This window comes from Oleiharenicola lentus (assembly GCF_051660365.1).
Taxonomy (GTDB): Bacteria; Verrucomicrobiota; Verrucomicrobiia; order Opitutales; family Opitutaceae; genus Lacunisphaera; species Lacunisphaera lenta_A.
Window position 1 is genome coordinate 3246014 of sequence record NZ_JBOZXB010000001.1, and the last position, 18411, is coordinate 3264424.

15 protein-coding genes and 1 riboswitch are annotated in these 18411 nt (G+C 59.2%); of the genes, 7 read left to right on the plus strand and 8 right to left on the minus strand.

What is annotated here, in order from left to right; all coding sequences use genetic code 11:
* Nucleotides 1–12: 12 nt before the first annotated feature.
* Nucleotides 13–369, plus strand: coding sequence for a hypothetical protein (locus ACRRQW_RS12635; protein WP_438481816.1), 357 nt, complete (start codon nt 13–15; stop codon nt 367–369).
* 34 nt (nt 370–403) lie between these two features.
* Here ACRRQW_RS12635 and ACRRQW_RS12640 read toward each other — a convergent pair whose 3' ends face one another.
* Nucleotides 404–1339: an AraC family transcriptional regulator gene (locus ACRRQW_RS12640; protein WP_438481817.1), complete on the minus strand. Its 936-nt coding sequence runs from the start codon at nt 1337–1339 to the stop codon at nt 404–406.
* Nucleotides 1340–1467: 128 nt separating this feature from the next.
* On the opposite strand from ACRRQW_RS12640, the gene ACRRQW_RS12645 reads away from it, so the two are divergent.
* Entirely contained in the window at nt 1468–1932 is a 465-nt protein-coding gene (locus tag ACRRQW_RS12645) for a hypothetical protein (RefSeq protein ID WP_438481818.1), read from the plus strand.
* A gap of 48 nt (nt 1933–1980) precedes the next feature.
* On the opposite strand, the gene ACRRQW_RS12650 is transcribed toward ACRRQW_RS12645, so the two are convergent.
* The 4 genes from ACRRQW_RS12650 to ACRRQW_RS12665 form a co-directional block, all read right to left on the minus strand.
* Nucleotides 1981–2490, minus strand: a complete 510-nt coding sequence (locus tag ACRRQW_RS12650) for an SRPBCC family protein (protein ID WP_438481819.1) — start codon at nt 2488–2490, stop codon at nt 1981–1983.
* A 219-nt stretch (nt 2491–2709) separates the two neighbouring features.
* A complete protein-coding gene (locus tag ACRRQW_RS12655) occupies nt 2710–3567 on the minus strand; it encodes a hypothetical protein (protein WP_438481820.1) in 858 nt (285 codons plus the stop codon).
* A 172-nt stretch (nt 3568–3739) separates the two neighbouring features.
* Nucleotides 3740–4561 carry a rhomboid family intramembrane serine protease gene (locus ACRRQW_RS12660; RefSeq protein WP_438481822.1) on the minus strand — a complete coding sequence of 274 codons (822 nt, stop codon included), beginning with the start codon at nt 4559–4561 and terminating at the stop codon, nt 3740–3742.
* A gap of 137 nt (nt 4562–4698) precedes the next feature.
* The gene (locus tag ACRRQW_RS12665; RefSeq protein ID WP_438481823.1) at nt 4699–5649 is read right to left on the minus strand and encodes a family 43 glycosylhydrolase; all 951 of its coding nucleotides are present in this window, start codon (nt 5647–5649) and stop codon (nt 4699–4701) included.
* Nucleotides 5650–6021: 372 nt separating this feature from the next.
* Between ACRRQW_RS12665 and ACRRQW_RS12670 the strand changes: the two genes are divergently transcribed.
* From ACRRQW_RS12670 to ACRRQW_RS12680, 3 genes are read left to right on the plus strand one after another with little or no spacing between them, the layout of a single operon-like run.
* On the plus strand, nt 6022–6360 hold the full coding sequence (locus ACRRQW_RS12670) for a YciI family protein (protein ID WP_438481824.1): 339 nt from the start codon (nt 6022–6024) through the stop codon (nt 6358–6360).
* Nucleotides 6361–6416: 56 nt separating this feature from the next.
* On the plus strand, nt 6417–6902 hold the full coding sequence (locus tag ACRRQW_RS12675; RefSeq protein ID WP_438481825.1) for a GNAT family N-acetyltransferase: 486 nt from the start codon (nt 6417–6419) through the stop codon (nt 6900–6902).
* Nucleotides 6903–6956: 54 nt separating this feature from the next.
* Entirely contained in the window at nt 6957–8522 is a 1566-nt protein-coding gene (locus ACRRQW_RS12680; protein WP_438481827.1) for a hypothetical protein, read from the plus strand.
* A 145-nt stretch (nt 8523–8667) separates the two neighbouring features.
* Here ACRRQW_RS12680 and ACRRQW_RS12685 read toward each other — a convergent pair whose 3' ends face one another.
* From ACRRQW_RS12685 to metH, 3 genes are all read right to left on the minus strand, one after another.
* Nucleotides 8668–9072 (minus strand): Dabb family protein, encoded by a 405-nt coding sequence (locus tag ACRRQW_RS12685; RefSeq protein WP_438481828.1) that lies wholly within the window; start codon nt 9070–9072, stop codon nt 8668–8670.
* Between the two features lie 171 nt (nt 9073–9243).
* Nucleotides 9244–9828, minus strand: coding sequence for a hypothetical protein (locus ACRRQW_RS12690; RefSeq protein WP_438481829.1), 585 nt, complete (start codon nt 9826–9828; stop codon nt 9244–9246).
* A gap of 150 nt (nt 9829–9978) precedes the next feature.
* Nucleotides 9979–13926, minus strand: coding sequence for a methionine synthase (gene metH / locus ACRRQW_RS12695; RefSeq protein ID WP_438481830.1), 3948 nt, complete (start codon nt 13924–13926; stop codon nt 9979–9981).
* Between the two features lie 120 nt (nt 13927–14046).
* Nucleotides 14047–14266: riboswitch (cobalamin riboswitch) on the plus strand.
* Nucleotides 14267–14435: 169 nt separating this feature from the next.
* Here metH and ACRRQW_RS12700 point away from each other — a divergent pair.
* Both ACRRQW_RS12700 and ACRRQW_RS12705 read left to right on the plus strand, forming a co-directional pair.
* Nucleotides 14436–16319, plus strand: coding sequence for a TonB-dependent receptor plug domain-containing protein (locus ACRRQW_RS12700; protein ID WP_438481831.1), 1884 nt, complete (start codon nt 14436–14438; stop codon nt 16317–16319).
* Between the two features lie 148 nt (nt 16320–16467).
* Nucleotides 16468–18381, plus strand: a complete 1914-nt coding sequence (locus ACRRQW_RS12705; protein ID WP_438481832.1) for a glycoside hydrolase family 127 protein — start codon at nt 16468–16470, stop codon at nt 18379–18381.
* The last annotated feature ends 30 nt before the right edge of the window (nt 18382–18411 follow it).

The window sequence follows — 18411 nt, forward strand, 5'->3', positions numbered from 1 at the left end:
GGAACCCCAATTATGTTCGAAGAATTTTTTATCCCTGCGCAGGAAGCCTCTGACGGATTTCTGCAAGAGGAACGCGAGGCGTTGCTCGACATGATTCACTACTGTTTCTTTTCGGGAAACACCGCGCCGCCGTTCGATTGCACAGTTTCCTTCGTCGAGGTCGCCCCCTTGAATTGGGATCCTGCAGTGCCTTACGGGCAATACGAACGCCGCTCGGCGTATCTCGCACTCAAGGCGAAACGCGACCTGCTTTGGCGCGATGCGTTTATCGCGTCGATTCACCGGCGCTTGAACTTGCCGGAGAAATTCGATCGCGCCGGCGTGCTGTGCCAGGCCGTCGTGCGCGAACTCAACGCGCTCGAAGTTTAAACGCAGAATCGAACCGCTTCGAAACGGGGTGAAATCACGCCCGCTCGACGGGGATTTGCACACGCAAAGCGAAATGCTCGCAGCCGTGGGCGAACGGTCGGCCGATCCAGGCTTCGAAGCACGGTTGTTCGGTCGGCACGTAACCGCTCGCCGGCAGCCACGTGCCGAACAGCCAGTCTAGCGCGCGCATTTCCAGATCGATCCCGCCGCGCACTTCGACTTCGGCAATTTGCATCGCGGGGAAATGCATGCGTCCGATTTCACCGGCCGGTTTGAAATCGGGCACTTCGAGCCCGACGTCGTAACGGCATAATTCCGACGCCACGATTTCTGGATCGTCCCACATGTAACCGAGCCACTGGCCATCGGCGAGGCCGCGCGCTTCGGCCCACTTCATCAAGCGCTGGATCGCTTCCGGAACGGCGTCCGGTTTATACGCGTCGGTGACGCGAATGTAAGCGACGCAGCGCGGCGGCAATCGACGGAGTTTGACCGTGAACTTATCCGGGTTTGCGCCGGGTTTGAGTTTGTCTAGCAGGTGTTGCCCGCCAGGCGGCGAGGCAATTTTTTGCCATTCCTCACGGCGCTCGCGTCGAAAGGTGGCGACGTCGAATTTACTCGGCGCGACGCCGTAGCTCTGTCGGAAGCAGCGCGAAAAATCAGCCGACGAAGCAAACCCACACGCGAGCGCGATGTCGGTGAGCGAAGACTTCCGGCGCGTTGCCCAATCTTGCCGCGTTATGAGAGCGACGGCGCGTTCGAGGCGCACGCGTTTCACGAACGCTTGCAGCGATTCACCGACGATGTGCCGAAAAATCCGGTGGAAATGAAACGGTGAAAAACACGCGACCTGGGCGATCGTCTCGAGTCGCAGCGGCGCGTCGAGGTGCTGCAGGATGTAGTCGATGGCGCGATTGATGCGCTCGAGGTAAATGGCGGAGGCCGGATATTTTTTAGGCGTCTTTCGCAAGATTTGTTAAGCGTGGCGCTGACGAATCGATTAAAGTGGAACCGACATCAGGCTGGAATTTCGCACGGCCAAAAACAAGCCGCGCACAACCTGCGTCACCGGTTTATTTTCACCCATCTCTAAAATCCATGAAAATCCTTATCAATATCGCCGCGATCATCGCTGGCTGGTGTGTCGGCGCTCTCGTCAACGGTTCGTTAATTGCCGCAGGCCCGCAGCTGATTCCGCCGCCGGCGGGAGTCAATCTGGGCAACGCGGAAAGCATGGCGGCTGGAGCGCATGTGTTGGCGCCGAAGCATCTGCTTTTTCCATTTCTGGCGCACGCGCTCGGGACTTTCGTAGGCGCGCTGGTGGCGCATCAAATCGGACGCAGCGCGCGCGTGACGCTGGCTTATGTGATTGGCGGCTGCTTCTTCGCCGGCGGTGTGGCGATGTGTTTCCTGATTCCTGCGCCGGCTTGGTTTGTGGCGATCGACTTACTGCTGGCCTACCTTCCCATGACCTGGCTGGCGATTCGCTTGGGAAATAAAATCCGCCCGTCCGTGCCAGTGGCTCATTTCGTCACGACGGGAAAGTCAGGTGCGTTTACTTGAAGCGTCGCACGGGCAGCTTGCCCTTGGCTTGGCAGACGACCGATATTTTTAGCGTTTCAAATGCTTCTGCAGCATGACGAGCGTGTAGTCGTTTCCTTGTTGGAAAAAGGTTTTCATCTTCTGCGATTGCTCATCTGTGCCGAAACCGAGGCCGACGACGCGCAGGTGAGTTTTATTGCCGTCGACTGGCTTGAAATGGAGCACCGTCCACATGTCGCTTATCTTTTCGCGAAAAGGGAATTTCTCCGGCGCTTTCGCCACGCGGATGACGAGCAGGCGCTCCGGCTCATAAGCGAGGATGCGGTTTTCGATGGTGCCGGGATCACCGAGTTTGCCTTTTGGGTCGTAGTTCGTGCGCATCAACCCATCGAGGCGCAGTTCGATCTCCGCGTGCGGCGCGACCCATGCGCGTAGGCCGTCGCTGGTCGTCCACGCGGTCCACACCGCCGCGATCGGCGCATCGATGATGGCTTCACTAACGATGGAGTTTTCGGTCGAAGCCGCCTTTAAAGAAATCAAAACGCTGAGTAAAAGAACGGGTAGGCGAAGTAATTTCATGCGATCGCATGCTGGGAGGTTCCTCGGGTTTTGTCTATGCCTTGGAGGGCGGAGGCGTGACTCATTGCGAGTTTTGTCGGTGGCGCGAGCCTGCTCGCGACGTGGCGCGCAAGCGCGCCACCTACCGCTTGAGGGCGGCATGCCGCGTGACCACTGGCGGGAGGGCAATCTCCGGGTGGGCCGGATCTGTGGAGGCACAGAAACGCTCGCTGGTCCGCGTCACTTCTTCGGCGTCGCGACGTTGTCTTCGATGATGTTGAGGTCGCCGATTTTGACGGAGCCTTCGCGGTCCGTGAAACGGGCTTTGCCGGTCAGCGTCTCGCCGAAATACGGCGCAGCTTTCTCGATCATCTTCACGGCGACGTCGGAAAATTTGACGCCTTTCTGGCGCGGCACAGCGATGAAGGTCGTCCATGCGCGCGGCGTTTTATTGCCTTTCAATTTCAGCTCCGCGACCTCGAACGCGTCGACGACGATCAGGTAATAGTCCTCCGTGTTCATGCCGCCGATGAGGCGATCCGCCATGCCTTCGACGCCGGAATCGCGCTCGAGTTGATAGAGGGCTGACTCGTCGCCGCCGGCGCGCTCGTCCCACGCTTGCGCCGCGTCGAGTGACGTGCCGCGCTTTTTGGGAATCAGGCCGTGGCTCCATTCCAGGTTGTCCTTGCGCACGAAGGGATCGCGCCACCGGGTTTCGCCGAACGTCACGCGCAGGATGAGTTCAACTTTTGCCTGGTCGGCGGTGTTGTGGAGATTTTTCGCGGCGAGGGGTGAAAGGAGCAGCTTGCATACATCCGAGTAGGAGAGGTCGGCGGACAAGCTTTCGCTCGGGAGAAACTGATAGTAGCGCGCGGGTTTCTCGGTGGCCGGTGGCGGCGTGACGTTGGTCAAGTCAGCCGGTTTGCGAAATAGTTTGGCGAGCACCTCGGGCGACGCCTCCGCGTAGTTCGCGGAGGAAACGACGATCTCGTTCGCGCGCTTCGGGGTCGCGGCGTGACTGGCGAGTGCCAGGCCGAAGCTCAGCGCAAGCATGGCGAGCGGTCGAAGCTGCTTAAGATACTGTGGTTTGAAAATCATGGGCGCACTTTAACTGGGTTTTATGCGAGCAGGATGAACGCCGTGTGAAAGCGCGATGAATTCCGGGTCGGGGTGTTGGCGAGATTGCAATGAGCATGACGCCCTCAGAACACGCGGCACGGGAATAAAGTTTCAATGACTTGCCGGATTTCAGCGATGTCCGCCGACCGCGTCAGTTGCGCGGTGTGGAGCGTTTCTTGAGCAACGCTTCGCGAGATTGGTCGAGTGTGGTGCGTTCGGCGGCGGTGAGGCTTTGGAAACCATCGCGAGCGATCTTGTCGAGGATGGCATCCACTTCACTCGTGACCGCGGACTTGGACGGAGCCGGGGCTTTGGGGGCCGCTGGCTTTGCGCGACTGGCAGGACGTTTGAAGTTCGGCAAGGTGAGCCGCCCTTGCTGGTAGCGCACAAATCCGAAGGCGAAGCCGATCGTGATCCACAGCGAGAATAACTCCGGCACGTTTTGCTGAGAAAAGTAGATCAAGGTATAGATGCCGACGAGCACGGCGGCCATCCACTTGGCCAGCACGTTGAACAACATCACGGCGTCCGGATAAAGCGTGGCGAAGGCGATAAACAGCGCAAACGCGCCAGTGGCGCCACTCAGGCTCATCGGCAGCCAGCGGCCCAGCAAGGTGAAGGCGACCGGACTCAACAAATAAAGGCACGCGTAGAGCGTGAGGAAGGTGCGCCGACCAAAAAACTTTTCCACTTCGCGGCCAAACACCGCGATCATGAACATCTCGATGACAAAATTGAGACTCGGCGGATTGACTAAACCGTAAGTCAACAAGCGCCACACTTCGCCGCGCCACACATCCGCACTCGTGAAGATCAGCTTCGACAACCAGCCGGCCAAACCGGTGCCCATGAGAATCGTCGTGACGATCATGGTGACGACAAAGCCAGCAACAATGACATGCGCGGCGTATAACGCATACCCGCGCAACCACATCATGGGTTCGTTATCAGAATTGGAAGGATAGCGATTCACGGGACATGGGTGCGTTGGGCGGGCAGAAAAGTCAAAACGAGGCGCACGCGTGACGCACTTTTGGAAATAACTCGAATCAGGCGAACGGAAACACGCTCGCGCTCGCCCGCTTTGATTTTAGCGGCCAATTCGATCGCTCACGGTTTCACGCTCAAGCCGGCGTCGGTGCGTTTGACTTCGCGGATCGTGCCATCGTCGTTGAAATAAAGGTATTCGGCGCAGACGTGGCGTTGCGGCGGGCACTTGGTGCCGAGGTCGAGCCAGCGGTGGTAAAAGAGAATCCACTGGCCCTTGAACTGCACGATGGAGTGGTGGTTGTTGGACTCGCCTTCTTGCTCCATGATCAGGCCGCGGTATTTCCACGGGCCTTTGGGCGACGTGCTCGTGTAGTAAGTCAGCTTCCGGTTGTTCTCCGGCATCGTGTAATAGTAGAGGCCGTTCCGCTTGAACACCCACGGGCCTTCCATCTTCGGCGTGTAGCCGCCCATGTCCATTTCGTGAAATGCCTTCACGCTGCGCATGTCGTCAGCCATTTCGGCGACGACCCATTTGCCGTTGCGCGCGGGGACGTAGAGGTAGGCCTTGCCGTCATCGTCGACGAAGAGGCACGGATCGTTCGCGTAAGGTTCGCGCCAGAGCGGTCCGCCAATCATATCCTTGAACGGGCCCGTCGGTGAATCGCTCTCCGCGATGCCGATGCCCATCCACTTGGTGCTCTTCTCCGGATTGACGCGATCCTTGTGACCCGTGCCCACCGGGAAAACGAAATAATACTTCCCGTTCTTATACGCCGCGTCCGGCGCCCACGCGTAATTGTCGGCCCACTTTAAATCCTTCACCGAGAAAAACGGCCCGTGATCTTTCCACGTTTGCAAATCCTCCGAAGAAAACACGCGCCACTCCTTCATCCAAAAATCCTTCTGACACTCTTCGTCGAGCGACGTGTAGAGATACATCTTCCCGTCCGCCCACACATGCCCCGAAGGATCCGCCGTGAGCAACTTATCGCCGAGTTTGAGCGGGTTTTGGGCGTGGCTGGTGAGGGCCGTGAACGAAAAAATGACGCATGCGCTAATAAGAAATTTCATGGGATAAAGCGTGACTGGTGAATTGAGTCGATGTTAGGGCCGTTGGCGCGCTTCAAATAAGCCATAATCGTGACAATTGATCGAAGCGGTCATGGAAATCTGCATCGCTCTCATGATACAAGATTTCTCGAGAGTGTGATATATGGCACCCATAGCTGTCGTTCACGATATTGAAAGGCGCTCTCGCTGCAGGATCGGTTTTGCTCTTCTCCAACCACGCCCGATATACGCGGAGAAGTTGACTTAGCGGTCCAAGAGTCGCCTCAAGAATTCTAATGAGGCTTGAGCTCACAAAGCGAATTTAGCGAAAGACAGGCGGATGCTTAGGATATCCATCTTGAGTCATCCGAAAACAGCGGTGACGATAGATTTATGGCCAAGTATCTCATTTCATTCCCGAGTGAAGCGATGCAGTTGACGGCGGAGGAATTGCAGCAGGCTTCGGTCGACTCGCATGCGGTGGTTGCGGAGGCGAAGGCGGCTGGGGTGTGGGTGTTTGGGGGCGGCATTGACGAGAGTATTGCGCCGGTGCTGGTTTCCGCCGCCGGCGCCGTTTCTGAAAAGATTCACCTGGGCAGTCGGCTCACCGGCGGATTCGCGGTGTTCGAAGTGCCGACGCGCGAGGAGGCCATCGAATGGGCGCAGAAGCTCGCGAAGAGCTGCCGCACGCCGCAGGAATTGCGGGTGTTTATGTTCAACCCGGAGAGCTGAGGGCGCGGACCCTTTGTTTGCGTCGCGACCATGACCGGGCTCCCCGCAATCAGTGCATGAAAGTTTCGCCCGCAGCGGTTTTCCTTCGTCCAGTAGAAATCGCCGATTTGCCGATTTTTTTCGCGCATCAGCTTGATCCCGAGTCCACCCGCATGGCCGCGTTTCCATCGCGGCAGCACGAGGCGTTCATGAAGCACTGGCACACGAATATTCTCGGCAACCCCGCCAATGCCTGCCGGACGATTGTGTGTGACGGGCGTGTCGTCGGAAACGTGGGAGCCTGGAACGACGCCGGCACGGGTGAACGTTACCTCGGCTACTGGCTGGATCGCGAAGTGTGGGGTCGTGGCATCGCCAGTGCGGCGTTGTCTCAGTTTCTCCAAGTCGAAGCGTTCCGCCCGCTGCATGCGCGGGTCGTCAAACACAACGTGGGCTCGATCCGCGTGCTCGAAAAATCGGATTTCACCTGCGTAGGCGAAGAAACATTCACGCTCCCGAACGGCACCGCCCTGGAGGAGCTTCACTACGTGTTGCGTGTCTGAACTTGGAAGTGCTTGGCCCCAAAAAGCGCAAAAATCACAAAACCAATTCTCCGTATGACTTTCTCTCTTCTCCGTTTTTTGCGTCCTTTTGTGGCCGCAATTTCGGCGTCGGCATTATTCGTTTTGGCGGCGGCCAACGAGCCTGCGAATCCCGCGAGACAGCCGGTGAATTACGAGGCGTTCGGCGCGATCGGCGACGGCGTGACGGATGATCTTCCGGCCATCGTCAAAGCGCACGCTCACGCCAATGCGCACGGCTTGCGGGTGGAGACGAAAGCGGGGGCGACCTATCACCTTGGGCGTCGCGCGCTCACGGCGATCATCGCGACCGATACCGATTGGGGCGCGTCGCGCTTCATCATCGACGACACCGACGTCGAGAATCACCGCGTGTCGCTCTTTTCCGTGCAGTCGTTGCTAGAGCCCGTGACGCTGACCATCCCGCGGCTCACGCGCGATCAGCGGCGTCTCGACGTGTTGCCGCCGCGCGATTGTTGGGTGCGCGTGGAGAACAGTCACAAGAAGCGCTACATCCGCGAAGGCCTCAATCAAAACGGCGGCTCCGCGCAGCGCGATTGTTTCATCCTCCGGCGCGATGGCTCCATCGAAGGCGATATCGATTGGGATTACGACGTGATTACGAAACTAGAGGCCCGCGCGATCGACGAGCAGCCGCTCGTGCTGCGCGGCGGAGTCTTCACTACGACGGCCAACCAGATGAAACAGGAGAAGGGTTACAATTATTGGCTGCGCAACATCGCGATCACGCGCTCGAATACCACGGTCGTCGGCTTGACGCATCACATCGTGGGCGAGGGCGAGTTCGGGCATCCCTACAACGGATTTCTCGCGGCGCAGGGTTGTGCGAACATTACGTTTCGCGACTGCTTCGTCACCGGACACAAAACCTATTCGACGATCGGCGCCGCCGGGAAACCGGTGAGCATGGGCACCTACGACTTGATCGCGAACGAAGTGGTTAACTTTACGATGAGCGGCGTGCGCATGGACAACGTGTGCGACACCACGCGTTGGGGCGTGATCGGCACGAATTTTTGCAAAAACATCCTGTTGGAAAATTGCATGCTCTCGCGCATGGATACGCACCAAGGCGTCTCCGGCACCTACACGATCCGCGGCACTACGCTCGGCCACGCCGGGTTGAACGCCATCGGACGCGGCACGTTGACGGTGGAGAATTCCACGTTAAACGGTCGCGCGCTGATTGCGCTGCGCCCGGACTACGGCAGCACGTGGGAAGGCCTGATCGTGATTCGCAACAGCCGTTGGATTCCCGGCTGTGGCGCACCGATGCAACCGTATCTGCTCAGCGCGAACAACCGCGGCCAACACGACTTCGGTTATCCGTGCTTCATGCCGAGTGAGATTAGGATCGACGGCCTCGTCATCGACGACAGCCAGCATCCGAAAGATTATCGCGGACCATTCCTTTTTAATGATTTCGACGGCTCGCAAACACCCGAAGCGTCGCGACCTTTTCCGTATCAGGTTACCGATCGCGTCACGATTCGCGGCGTCACCACCACCAGTGGCAAGCAGCTCAGGATTTCACCTGATCCGGCAGTCGCCGCGCGCGTGAAAGTGATCGAGCGGGACTAAGGGTGGAGTAACTTGACCTGAAAGCGCGAGTTGGAGCGGAGTTTTTTACCCACAGAAGGCACAGAGACACAGAGGAGAAAAAATGATTAGAGGCTGCTCGCTCTCTCTCTCTGTGACTCTGTGCCTTGTGGGTCAAATCTCTGCCTTAAACCGCGACGGTGTCGTAAACGATGACCTTCGACCAGAGGTGGGAACAGTCTTTGACGAATTGCTGGTGGATGGGATGCGTCTGGTAAACGGCTTGGCCGGCGAGGTCGTCGAAAGTGAGCAGCTCAGAAACGCTGTAGCTGGATTCGACGACGTCGCGTTTCTCGGTGCTGGCGGGAATGCCGACATGGAGGCCGCGCACGGTTTCGATCGCGGCGAGCGTGCGGATGCCGGCGATAAGACGGTCGCGGTCGGCTTTTGAGTCAGGATTCTTCAGCCAGAAAAAGACGTGGTGCAGCAGTTTGCCGGACGAAGCGGAAGATTTCGTAGCAGCCGGCAACGCGGCTGCGGTTCCAAGTGCCAGCGCGCTGGCGATAAAAGTGCGGCGGGTGGATGAGCTCATGAGAAAAGGGGAGAAGGTGTGTTGAGCCGCGTCAAGACTAGCGGACGAAGAGAAGTGAAGCTTCGTGGCACCGCGTTGAAAGAATTCTCTGAGGGAAGAAACTGAAACATTTCCCGACAATGACACGTATTACGTGTCATTCGATTTCGAGGTTTTTGCGGACGACGTCGATCACGCGATCGTGAACACTTTTGCGCCGAGATGGATCGTGAAGGTCTTTGGGCCGGTGAAGGCGCAGTAGAAGCCGCGCAGGCCGTGGTCGAGGAATTGAATTGTGGCTTTGATGGACTGAGTCGCCGCGTCTTGGTCGCGCAGGGCGAATTTGGCGAAGGGCATGCACGGAGTCGCCACGATGACGGCGCCGAGCGTGGCGAGGCCTTGGTCGGTTTCGATGACGACGCCTGCGGCGACATCGGCGTGCGTGACGCGCGCGTCGAGGCCGTCGATGATGATGTTTTCAGCGGCGCAGCCGAAGGTGTAATGCGCGCCGAATTTTTCCTGCATCGTGTCGTAGTGCCGCGAGAACCCGAAGCAGAGCGTGTTTTCACCGCGGCTCCGCGTGAACGGATGCGCGGCGTTGTGGATGTCGACTAGGCAACTCCCGTCGGCTGCGGTGGCGTAGGCGCCGCTGGAAGTGAGAAATAGTTCTTCAACGGCGAGCAGCGCGGCGGGGTCGAAGTAACGATCCGGGCCGGTGCCGATGGTCAGGCTGCTGCGTTGGATTTGGAGCAGGGCGATCTCACCGAGGAGCTTCATGTGGGAAGAGGCTTTTGAATGTGGAAAGCTGGGAATCAGGAACGCGGTCTCCTCAAGGCGCACGAACTGGTGTTGAAAGAAAAGTGCCTGAATGGAGAAGTCGGAATCCGGATTTTTCCTGACTTCCTGATTTCCAAATTTGAACCCGGCTCAGTAATCCAAATACGGCGCGAGCCACTTCTCCGATTCAGCGACTGATTGCTGCTTTCGAGTCGAGTAGTCTTCGATTTGGTCTTTCGAGAGTTTGCCGGTGGCGAAGTATTTCGAATCGGGGTGATTGAAATAATGACCGGAGACCGAACTCGGCGGATGCATGGCGCAACTTTCGGTGAGCGTGATGCCGGTCGCTTCGGTGGCGTGGAGCAGATCGAACAGACTAAATTTCTCCGTGTGATCCGGGCAGGCGGGATAACCGGGCGCGGGACGGATGCCGCGGTATTTTTCGCGGATGATGTCCTTCATTTCGAGATTCTCGGTTTTGCCGTAGCCGGACGCTTCGCGGGCTTTTTTGTGCATCAGCTCCGCGAGCGCTTCGGCGAGACGGTCGCCGAGAGCTTGGGCCATGATGGCGTTGTAGTCGTCGTGCTTCGTGCGGAACTCCGCGGCGAAATCTTCGACGCCATGGCCGGCGGTGACGGCGAAGCCGCCGAGGTAATCGATGCGTCCGCTGTCTTTCGGCGCGATGTAATCGGCGAGGCAGTGTTGGAACTGGCCGGCGGGTTTGTCGTTTTGCTGGCGTAGGAAGTGAAACGTCTTGAGCACCGTCGAGCGCGATTCGTCGGCGTAAACTTCCACGCTGTCGCCGACGGCGTTTGTGGGCCAGAAGCCGATGACGGCGCGCGCGGTGTAGCGTTTCTCGGAGAGAATTTGCGCGAGCATCTTTTGCGCGTCGGCGTAAATCTTTGTCGCTTCAACCCCGACGACGGCGTCGGTCAAGATTTCCGGGAAGCGTCCGTGCAATTCCCACGCGGAGAAGAAGGGGCCCCAATCAATGAAATCGGAGATTTCATTAAGGTCGAGAGGTGAGGGCTGAGAGGCGAGGGGAGAGGCACCCTGACCGCGAACGTTCAGACGGGAGGCGCGGATCACGCCTTCGTCGCTCGTGAAGATCCGCGTGCCAACGAATTCCGGTTTCGGAATATCGACGGTGGCCCACTCGGTCGGTTGCGCGCGTTTGCGGGCGTCGGCGAGCGAGAGCATTTTGCGCGCACCGCGGCGGTCGCCGAATTCGATGCGTTGTTTCTCCTGCTTGTCGCGGAGTTCGGCGACGTAGGTGGGTTTGTTATCAGGATTGAGCAGTTTCGAAACGACGCCGATGACGCGCGAGGCGTCGAGCACGTGGACGACGGGCTCGGAATAGTTAGGCGCGATCTTCACCGCGTTGTGCGCGGCGGAGGTCGTGGCGCCACCGATGAGCAGCGGGAGTTTAAAGCCCTGCCGTTCCATTTCCTTGGCGACGTGCACCATCTCGTCGAGCGACGGGGTGATGAGGCCGGAGAGGCCGATGACGTCGGCGACTTTTTCTTTGGCGACCTGGAGGATTTTTTCGCACGGCACCATCACGCCGAGGTCGATCACCTCGTAATTGTTACAGGCGAGGACGACGCCGACGATGTTCTTGCCGATGTCGTGCACGTCGCCTTTCACGGTCGCCATGATGACGCGGCCTTGCGGGCGGGCGGTGCCGCCGCCGGCGACGAGCAGGCGTTTTTCCTCCTCCATGAACGGCTGCAAATACGCGACGGCCTTCTTCATCACGCGCGCAGACTTCACGACCTGCGGGAGAAACATTTTGCCGGAGCCGAAGAGATCGCCGACGACTTTCATGCCCTCCATGAGCGGGCCTTCAATGACGTTGAGCGGGCGGCCGTATTTTTTGCGCGCCTCTTCCGTATCGTGATCGATATGAAGATCGATGCCGCGCACGAGGGCGTGCGAGAGACGTTCTTCGACGGTGCCCTGGCGCCACGCTTCAAGGACCTCGACGCTGGCTTTCGGATCTTTGCCTGAACTGGCGGCTTTGAGTTTTTCGCCGAAGTCGACCAGACGTTCGGTGGCGTCGGCGCGACGGTTGAGGATCACATCCTCGACGAGTTCGAGCAGGTCTTTCGGCACTTCCTCGTAAACTTCGAGCATCGACGGATTGACGATGCCCATGTCCATGCCGGCGGAGATCGCGTGATAAAGGAACGCGGAGTGCATCGCTTCGCGCACGGGATTGTTACCGCGGAAGGCGAAGGAAACGTTCGAGACGCCGCCGCTGACTTTGGCGTGCGGGAGGTTTTGTTTAATCCAGCGCGTCGCGTTGATGAAATCGACGGCGTAGTTGTTATGCTCCTCGATGCCGGTGCCAACGGTGAGGATGTTCGGATCGAAAATAATATCCTCCGGCGGGAAGCCGACGGTCTCGGTAAGGAGTTTGTAAGCGCGCGCGCAGATGCGCGTTTTGTCTTCGAAGGTGGCGGCCTGGCCCTGTTCGTCGAACGCCATGACGACGACGGCGGCGCCGTAACGCATGAGCGTGCGCGCTTGTTCGAGAAATTTCGCTTCGCCTTCCTTGAGCGAAATGGAATTCACGATGCCTTTGCCCTGAATGCATTTCAGGCCGGCTTCGATCACTTCCCATTTCGAGGAGTCGATCATGAACGGCACCTTCGCGACCTCGGGTTCGGAGGCGAGGAGGTTGAGGAATTTCGTCATCGCAGCGACGCCGTCGATGAGGCCGTCGTCCATGCACACGTCGATGACGTTGGCGCCGTTCTCCGTCTGCTGGCGCGCGACGGCGACGGCTTCCTCGTATTTGTTTTCCTTGATGAGCTTCGCGAATTTCGGCGAGCCCGCGACGTTCGTGCGTTCGCCGACGTTTAAATAGGTGCCGGTTTGCGAGGTGAAGGGGAGGGAGCCGGAGAGACGGAGAGGCAGCGTGGCGACCGCGGAGATGGGAGCTGGAAGATTGGAGTTAGGGGCTGAAAGCTGATCGCTGAAAACTGATTGCTTCACAATCGTGACCGCGCGCGCCGGCTTCGGCGCGAGGGCTTGCGCGATCGCGGCGATATGCTCGGGCGTGTTGCCGCAGCAGCCGCCGGCGATGTTGAAAAGACCGGAGTCGGCGAACTCGCCCATGTAGCGCGCCATGTCTTGCGGGCCGAGGTCGAACCCGGTCGGCGTGAGCGGATTTGGGAGGCCAGCGTTCGGGTAGCACGAGACAAACGTGTCGGACTTCTCGCTCAACTCCGCGAGGAAGGGGCGCATGAGGTCGGGGCCGATCGAGCAGTTGAGGCCGACGGAAATCGGTTTCACGTGGCGCACCGCGTTCCAGAACGCTTCGACGGTTTGCGCGGAGATCATCGTTTCGCCGCCGCGCCCCACGGCGGCGGAAATCATGATCGGCAGGCGGATCTGGTCCTCGGCGAAAACTTCTTCGATGGCGACAAGTGCGGCCTTGGCGTTGAGCGAATCGAAGATCGTTTCCACGAGCAGCAGGTCGGAGCCACCCGCGATGAGCGAACGGATTTGGCGGCGGTAATCTTGTTTAACTTGGTCGAACGTAATGACGCGAAAACCGGCATCGTCGGCGTCGGGCGAAATCGACAACGAAACCGTCAGCGGCCCGATCGCGCCCGCGACGTAACGGCGACGGCCCGTGGCGTTGGCGACGCGGTCGGCCCATTCGCGGCATTGGCGCGCAGACTGGAAGTTGATGTCGTGCGCGACTTCCTGGAGGAATTTGTTTTCGAGCACGCCTTGGTAGAACGCCGGATCTTTGCGACCGCCGCGCTCGCGCGGATCTTCGATGAAAAATTCGCTCTGGCCGATGGACGTCGCGGAAAAGGTGTTGGTCTCGATGATGTCCGCGCCGGCTTCAAGAAAGCGGCGGTGGATGTCGCAGATCTCGTTCGGACGCGTGAGCGAGTAGATGTCGCCGTTGTTTTTGAGATCTTTCAGCGCGTCCTTGAAGCGATCGCCGCGCGCCTGTTCTTCCGTGATGTTGTAAGCGCGGATGGTAGTGCCCATGGCGCCGTCGATGATGGCGATGCGTTCCTTGAGCGTCTGGCGCAGGGCGATTTCCGCGGAGGATTGAGGAAGGAGAAGGCTCATTGAATTTTCACGTATCCATACATCAAGATTCGATGATATGAAAAGGCAAGCTAGGCTTTGATTACGACGAATTTAGCTTAGAAACAGCGTAAACTGCCAAAGAAAAGGGGCTTGCCAAAGTAGTCTTTGCGTCCGTTGTGTCGCGGAGCCTGATGTTCTTTTAATTCAAACTCAGTAGAAACAGGGAAAGCCGTGCGAATCGGCTACAGTTGCGCTGCGGTAACGCGTTACAACCCTCCAACCGACGACAGGCGTCGGGTAAAGCCAATCGGGGAACCGGTGAAGGCGGAGGCGAGGTCAAACGCGGAGTCCGAACATCTGTTCTACGGAGACTCACCACGACGACGCGTGTGCGCGCGCCGTCGCTCAAACCTTCATCGCACTTAAATGAAGGGTGGGAGTGGATGCGGCAGATTTTTGTAGGTCGGGGTTTTAACCCCGGCGTGTCGGGCGTAAAGCCCGACCTACGGATCGGCGCTCTGCTCTTGCCATCGCAATAGCAGAACCAAATGAACCACAAAATTGCGGCGTCGCTCCGACGCCTCGCTCTCCTCGCCGGCCTGGCGCCGGCTCTGACCGCGCTCGCGCAGACGAGTTCGGCCAATACATCCGCGAACACCGAAGTGTTGCCGAAATATGTTTATACCGCGACGCGCACGCCGGCGGCGCTCACGACCACCGGCAGTTACGTTGATACGATCAGCGCCGAGGAACTCGCGCGCATGCAACTCACGAGCCTGAACGCCGCGCTCGCGGGCGTGCCCGGCGCCCCGTCGTTTTCCTCCGGAGCGCGTGGCGGCATCACGTCGCTCTTTTTGCGCGGCGCGAATTCCAACCAGACGCTCTTTCTCGTCGACGGCATTCGTTTCAACGATCCCAACACGGATTACGCCGTCGCGCTCGGCGGCATGTGTGTGAGCGCGTGCGACAGCCTCGAGATCGCGCACGGCCCGCAAAGCACGCTCTACGGCGGCGAAGCGGTCGGTGGCGTGCTCTCGTTGCGCTCGCAACGCGGCATAGGTCCGGCGGCCCACGCCGTGTCGTTCGAGGCAGGCTCGTTCGGCACCGTGCAAGGCAGTGTGCGCGCACAAGGCGGCGATGCGAAGACCGGCTACACCTTTTCCGCAGTGGGCGGCGCGACCGAGAACGATCGGCCGAATAACGATTTCACGAGCGCGACTTATGCGCTGCGGCTTGACCGCACGATCAACGACAAGGTCGCGGTCGGCGTGACGTATCGCGGTTTCGTCGGCGAATACGGTTCGCCCGGCGACCGTTTCACGAACGATGCGAACAACACCGAAAAAGAAAGCAACCAACTCGCCACGGTGTTCGCGGAGTTCACGCCGACTTCGACGTTCAGCAGCAAAGTGATTCTCGGCGGACAATACCGTCGCTTCGAATCGATCAGCCCCAACGCCGCCGGCACGACGGCGTCCACGACGCTCGTGAAAAACCGCCGCACCGTGCTCGATTGGCAAAACACGCTGTCGCTCGGCGAGCAGCATCGCGTGACCGGCGGCGTGACTGCGGAAGCGAACCACACGCGCAACACCGGCTTCGGTAACATCAACGAGAGCCAGCAACTCCTCGCGTTTTTCGTGCAGGACGAGTGGACGCCCGTGGAGCGCGTTTATCTCACGGCCGGTGTGCGCAGCGACGATCACGATACTTTTGGCCGCGCCACGACAGGTCGCGTGACGGCGGCGTGGTTGTCGAAAGATTCGCGCTTCAAATTGCGCTCGAGCTATGGCACGGCGTTTCGCGCGCCGGGTTTTCTCGATCTCTACGGCCAGAGCGCGTTCTACGTCGGTAACCCTAACTTGAAACCGGAGAAGGCGCGCGGCTTCGATGCGGGCGTCGATTATTTCCTGCCCGAAAACAAGGGGGTGTTGAGCGCGACGTATTTCGACACGCGCCTGCGCAATCTCATCGTTTTCGATTTCGGCGTATTTCCCGGCACGACGGCGAATGTCGAGAAAGCACGCACGCAAGGCGTCGAACTCGCGGGGAAATTCGCGTTGCCCGGCGCGGTGCAGATCCGCGCCGCCTACACTTACCTTGAAGCCGACAATCTCTCGCAAGGCATCCGCTTGCTGCGCCGGCCGCGCAACAGCGGCTCGGTCGATGCGTGGCACGAATTCGGCGGCGGGTTCAGTCTCGGCGCGGGAGCGGTGCTGGTTGCGGGTCGGCAAGACGTGGATGCGGCGACGTTCGCCACGGTCGTGGGCGAAGATTATTCCGTCGCGCGCATTTACGCCGCGTGGCAGGTCAATTCACGCCTCGCGTTCAAGGCGCGTGTCGAAAACGCGCTCGACGAGAACTACGAGGAAGTGAACGGCTACCCACAACCCGGCGCGGGCGCGTTCGTGGGCGTGGAGTGGAAGTTCTGATAAGGTAGGGGCCGTTCTCCTCAACGGCCTTCGCTTTCGCTGATAATTTTAGGGCGGTTAGGGATAACCGCCTCTACCACAAATTCGATTCTGACGAGCCGCAAGCAGATCGCTTGCGGCTTTTTGTTGGCCGCGTTTGAAATGGCTCATGCGTTTTTCTACCCTGGCGCTGAGCAGTCTTGTGGCGTGCGTGATGTGTGTGGCGGCGGATTATCCCGTGCAGCCGGTGCCGTTTACCGACGTGCGCGTGACCGGTGGATTCTGGCACGACCGGCAGGCAACGAATCAAAAAGTCACGCTGCCGTTTGCGTTGCAGCAATGCGAGGAGTCGGGGCGTGTGAAGAATTTCGATCTCGCGGCCGAAGTGATGCGCCGGCGCGCCGCGGGCGAGGCCCGTCTTCAGATCAAGCCGCCGACAATCTATCCGTTCGACGACACAGACGTTTACAAGGCCATCGAAGGCGCGGCCTACGTGTTGAGTATGGAGCGCAACGCGACGCTCGAAACGAAACTCGACGATTGGATCGCGCGCGTCGCGGCGGCGCAGGAGCCCGACGGTTATCTTTACACATTCCGCACGATGCATCCCGATTCGCCGGGGCACAAATGGACCGGCGTGAAACGTTGGGAGCTCGATCACGATCTCAGCCACGAACTCTACAACGCCGGCCACCTTTACGAGGCAGGCGTCGCGTATTTCCAAGCCACGGGCAAACGCACGTTGCTCGACGTGTGCTTGAAAAATGCGGAGCTCCTCTGGCGTGATTTTGGCGACGGCACGCTGCGTGTCGCGCCGGGGCATCAGATTGTCGAAATGGGTTTGGTGAAACTCTACCGCGTGACCAACGACGAGCGTTGGTTGAAACTCGCGCAGATTTTTCTCGATGCACGCGGGCCGGGTGGGAAGGCCTACAGCCAGCAGCACAAACTCGTCGTCGATCAAGATGAGGCGGTCGGACACGCGGTGCGCGCGAACTACATGTATGCCGGTATGGCGGATATCGCGGCGTTGACCGGTGATCAACGTTACTTCGACGCGATTACGAAGATCTGGGAAAACGTCGCTTCGAAAAAACTTTATCTTACCGGCGGCGTGGGTGCCCTCGCACGCGGTGAAGCCTACGGTGCGGACTACGAGCTGCCGCATGATGGTTACAACGAAACCTGTGCAGCGGTCGCGTTGATGATGTGGAATCACCGCATGTTCCTGCTCACCGGCGAGGCCAAATACATGGATGTGTTCGAGCGCACGGCGTTCAACGGGTTTCTCAGTGGCGTGGCGTTGTCGGGCGACCGATTTTTTTATCCGAACCCGTTGAGCTACGATGGCGCGGCGAAAAACAACCATGGACTCGCTGGGCGTGCGCCGTGGTTTGGGTGCGCGTGTTGTCCGCCGAATCTGCTGCGCACGCTGGCGGCGCTGACGGGATATTTTTACGCGGTGAAGGCCGATTCGCTCTACGTGAATTTTTACGCGGAGAGCGAAGGCGTCGTGACGGTGGCGGGAACGAAGGTGAAAATTTCCCAACAAACAAACTATCCGTGGAGCGGCCAGATCACGCTGAAAGTTTCGCCGGAGAAACCGGCTAGATTTACGGTGCGAGTGCGCATTCCGAGTTGGGTGGAAGGCCGGCCGGTGCCGTCGGATCTTTACACGTATGAGCCGGTTGCCGGCAGCGGTTGGAAGTTGCACGGCGTGCAGCCGGGCGACCGTTATCAGCAGGAGGCGGGCTATTACGCCGTGACGCGGGAGTGGAAAGCGGGCGACAGCTTGCGGCTGGAACTCGAAATGCCGGTGCGCCGCGTGCGCGGTAATGAACACATCGCGGCGACTCGCGGGCAGGTGGCATTCGAGCGGGGACCAGTGGTTTTTTGTGTGGAGCAGATTGCGGGCAAGCCGGACCTCGCGACGCTGACTGCTCCGGAGAAAGTGAACGCCGAGTTTCATCAGAATTTGTGGGGCGGAGTCGAGGTATTGAAGTTCGGTGACGTCGAAGCGATTCCCTATTTTGCGTGGAATAACCGTGGCCTTAATCCGATGACGGTGTGGGTGAAACAATAGTCCGCACTTGCGGCCTTTTTACGGCTCGGG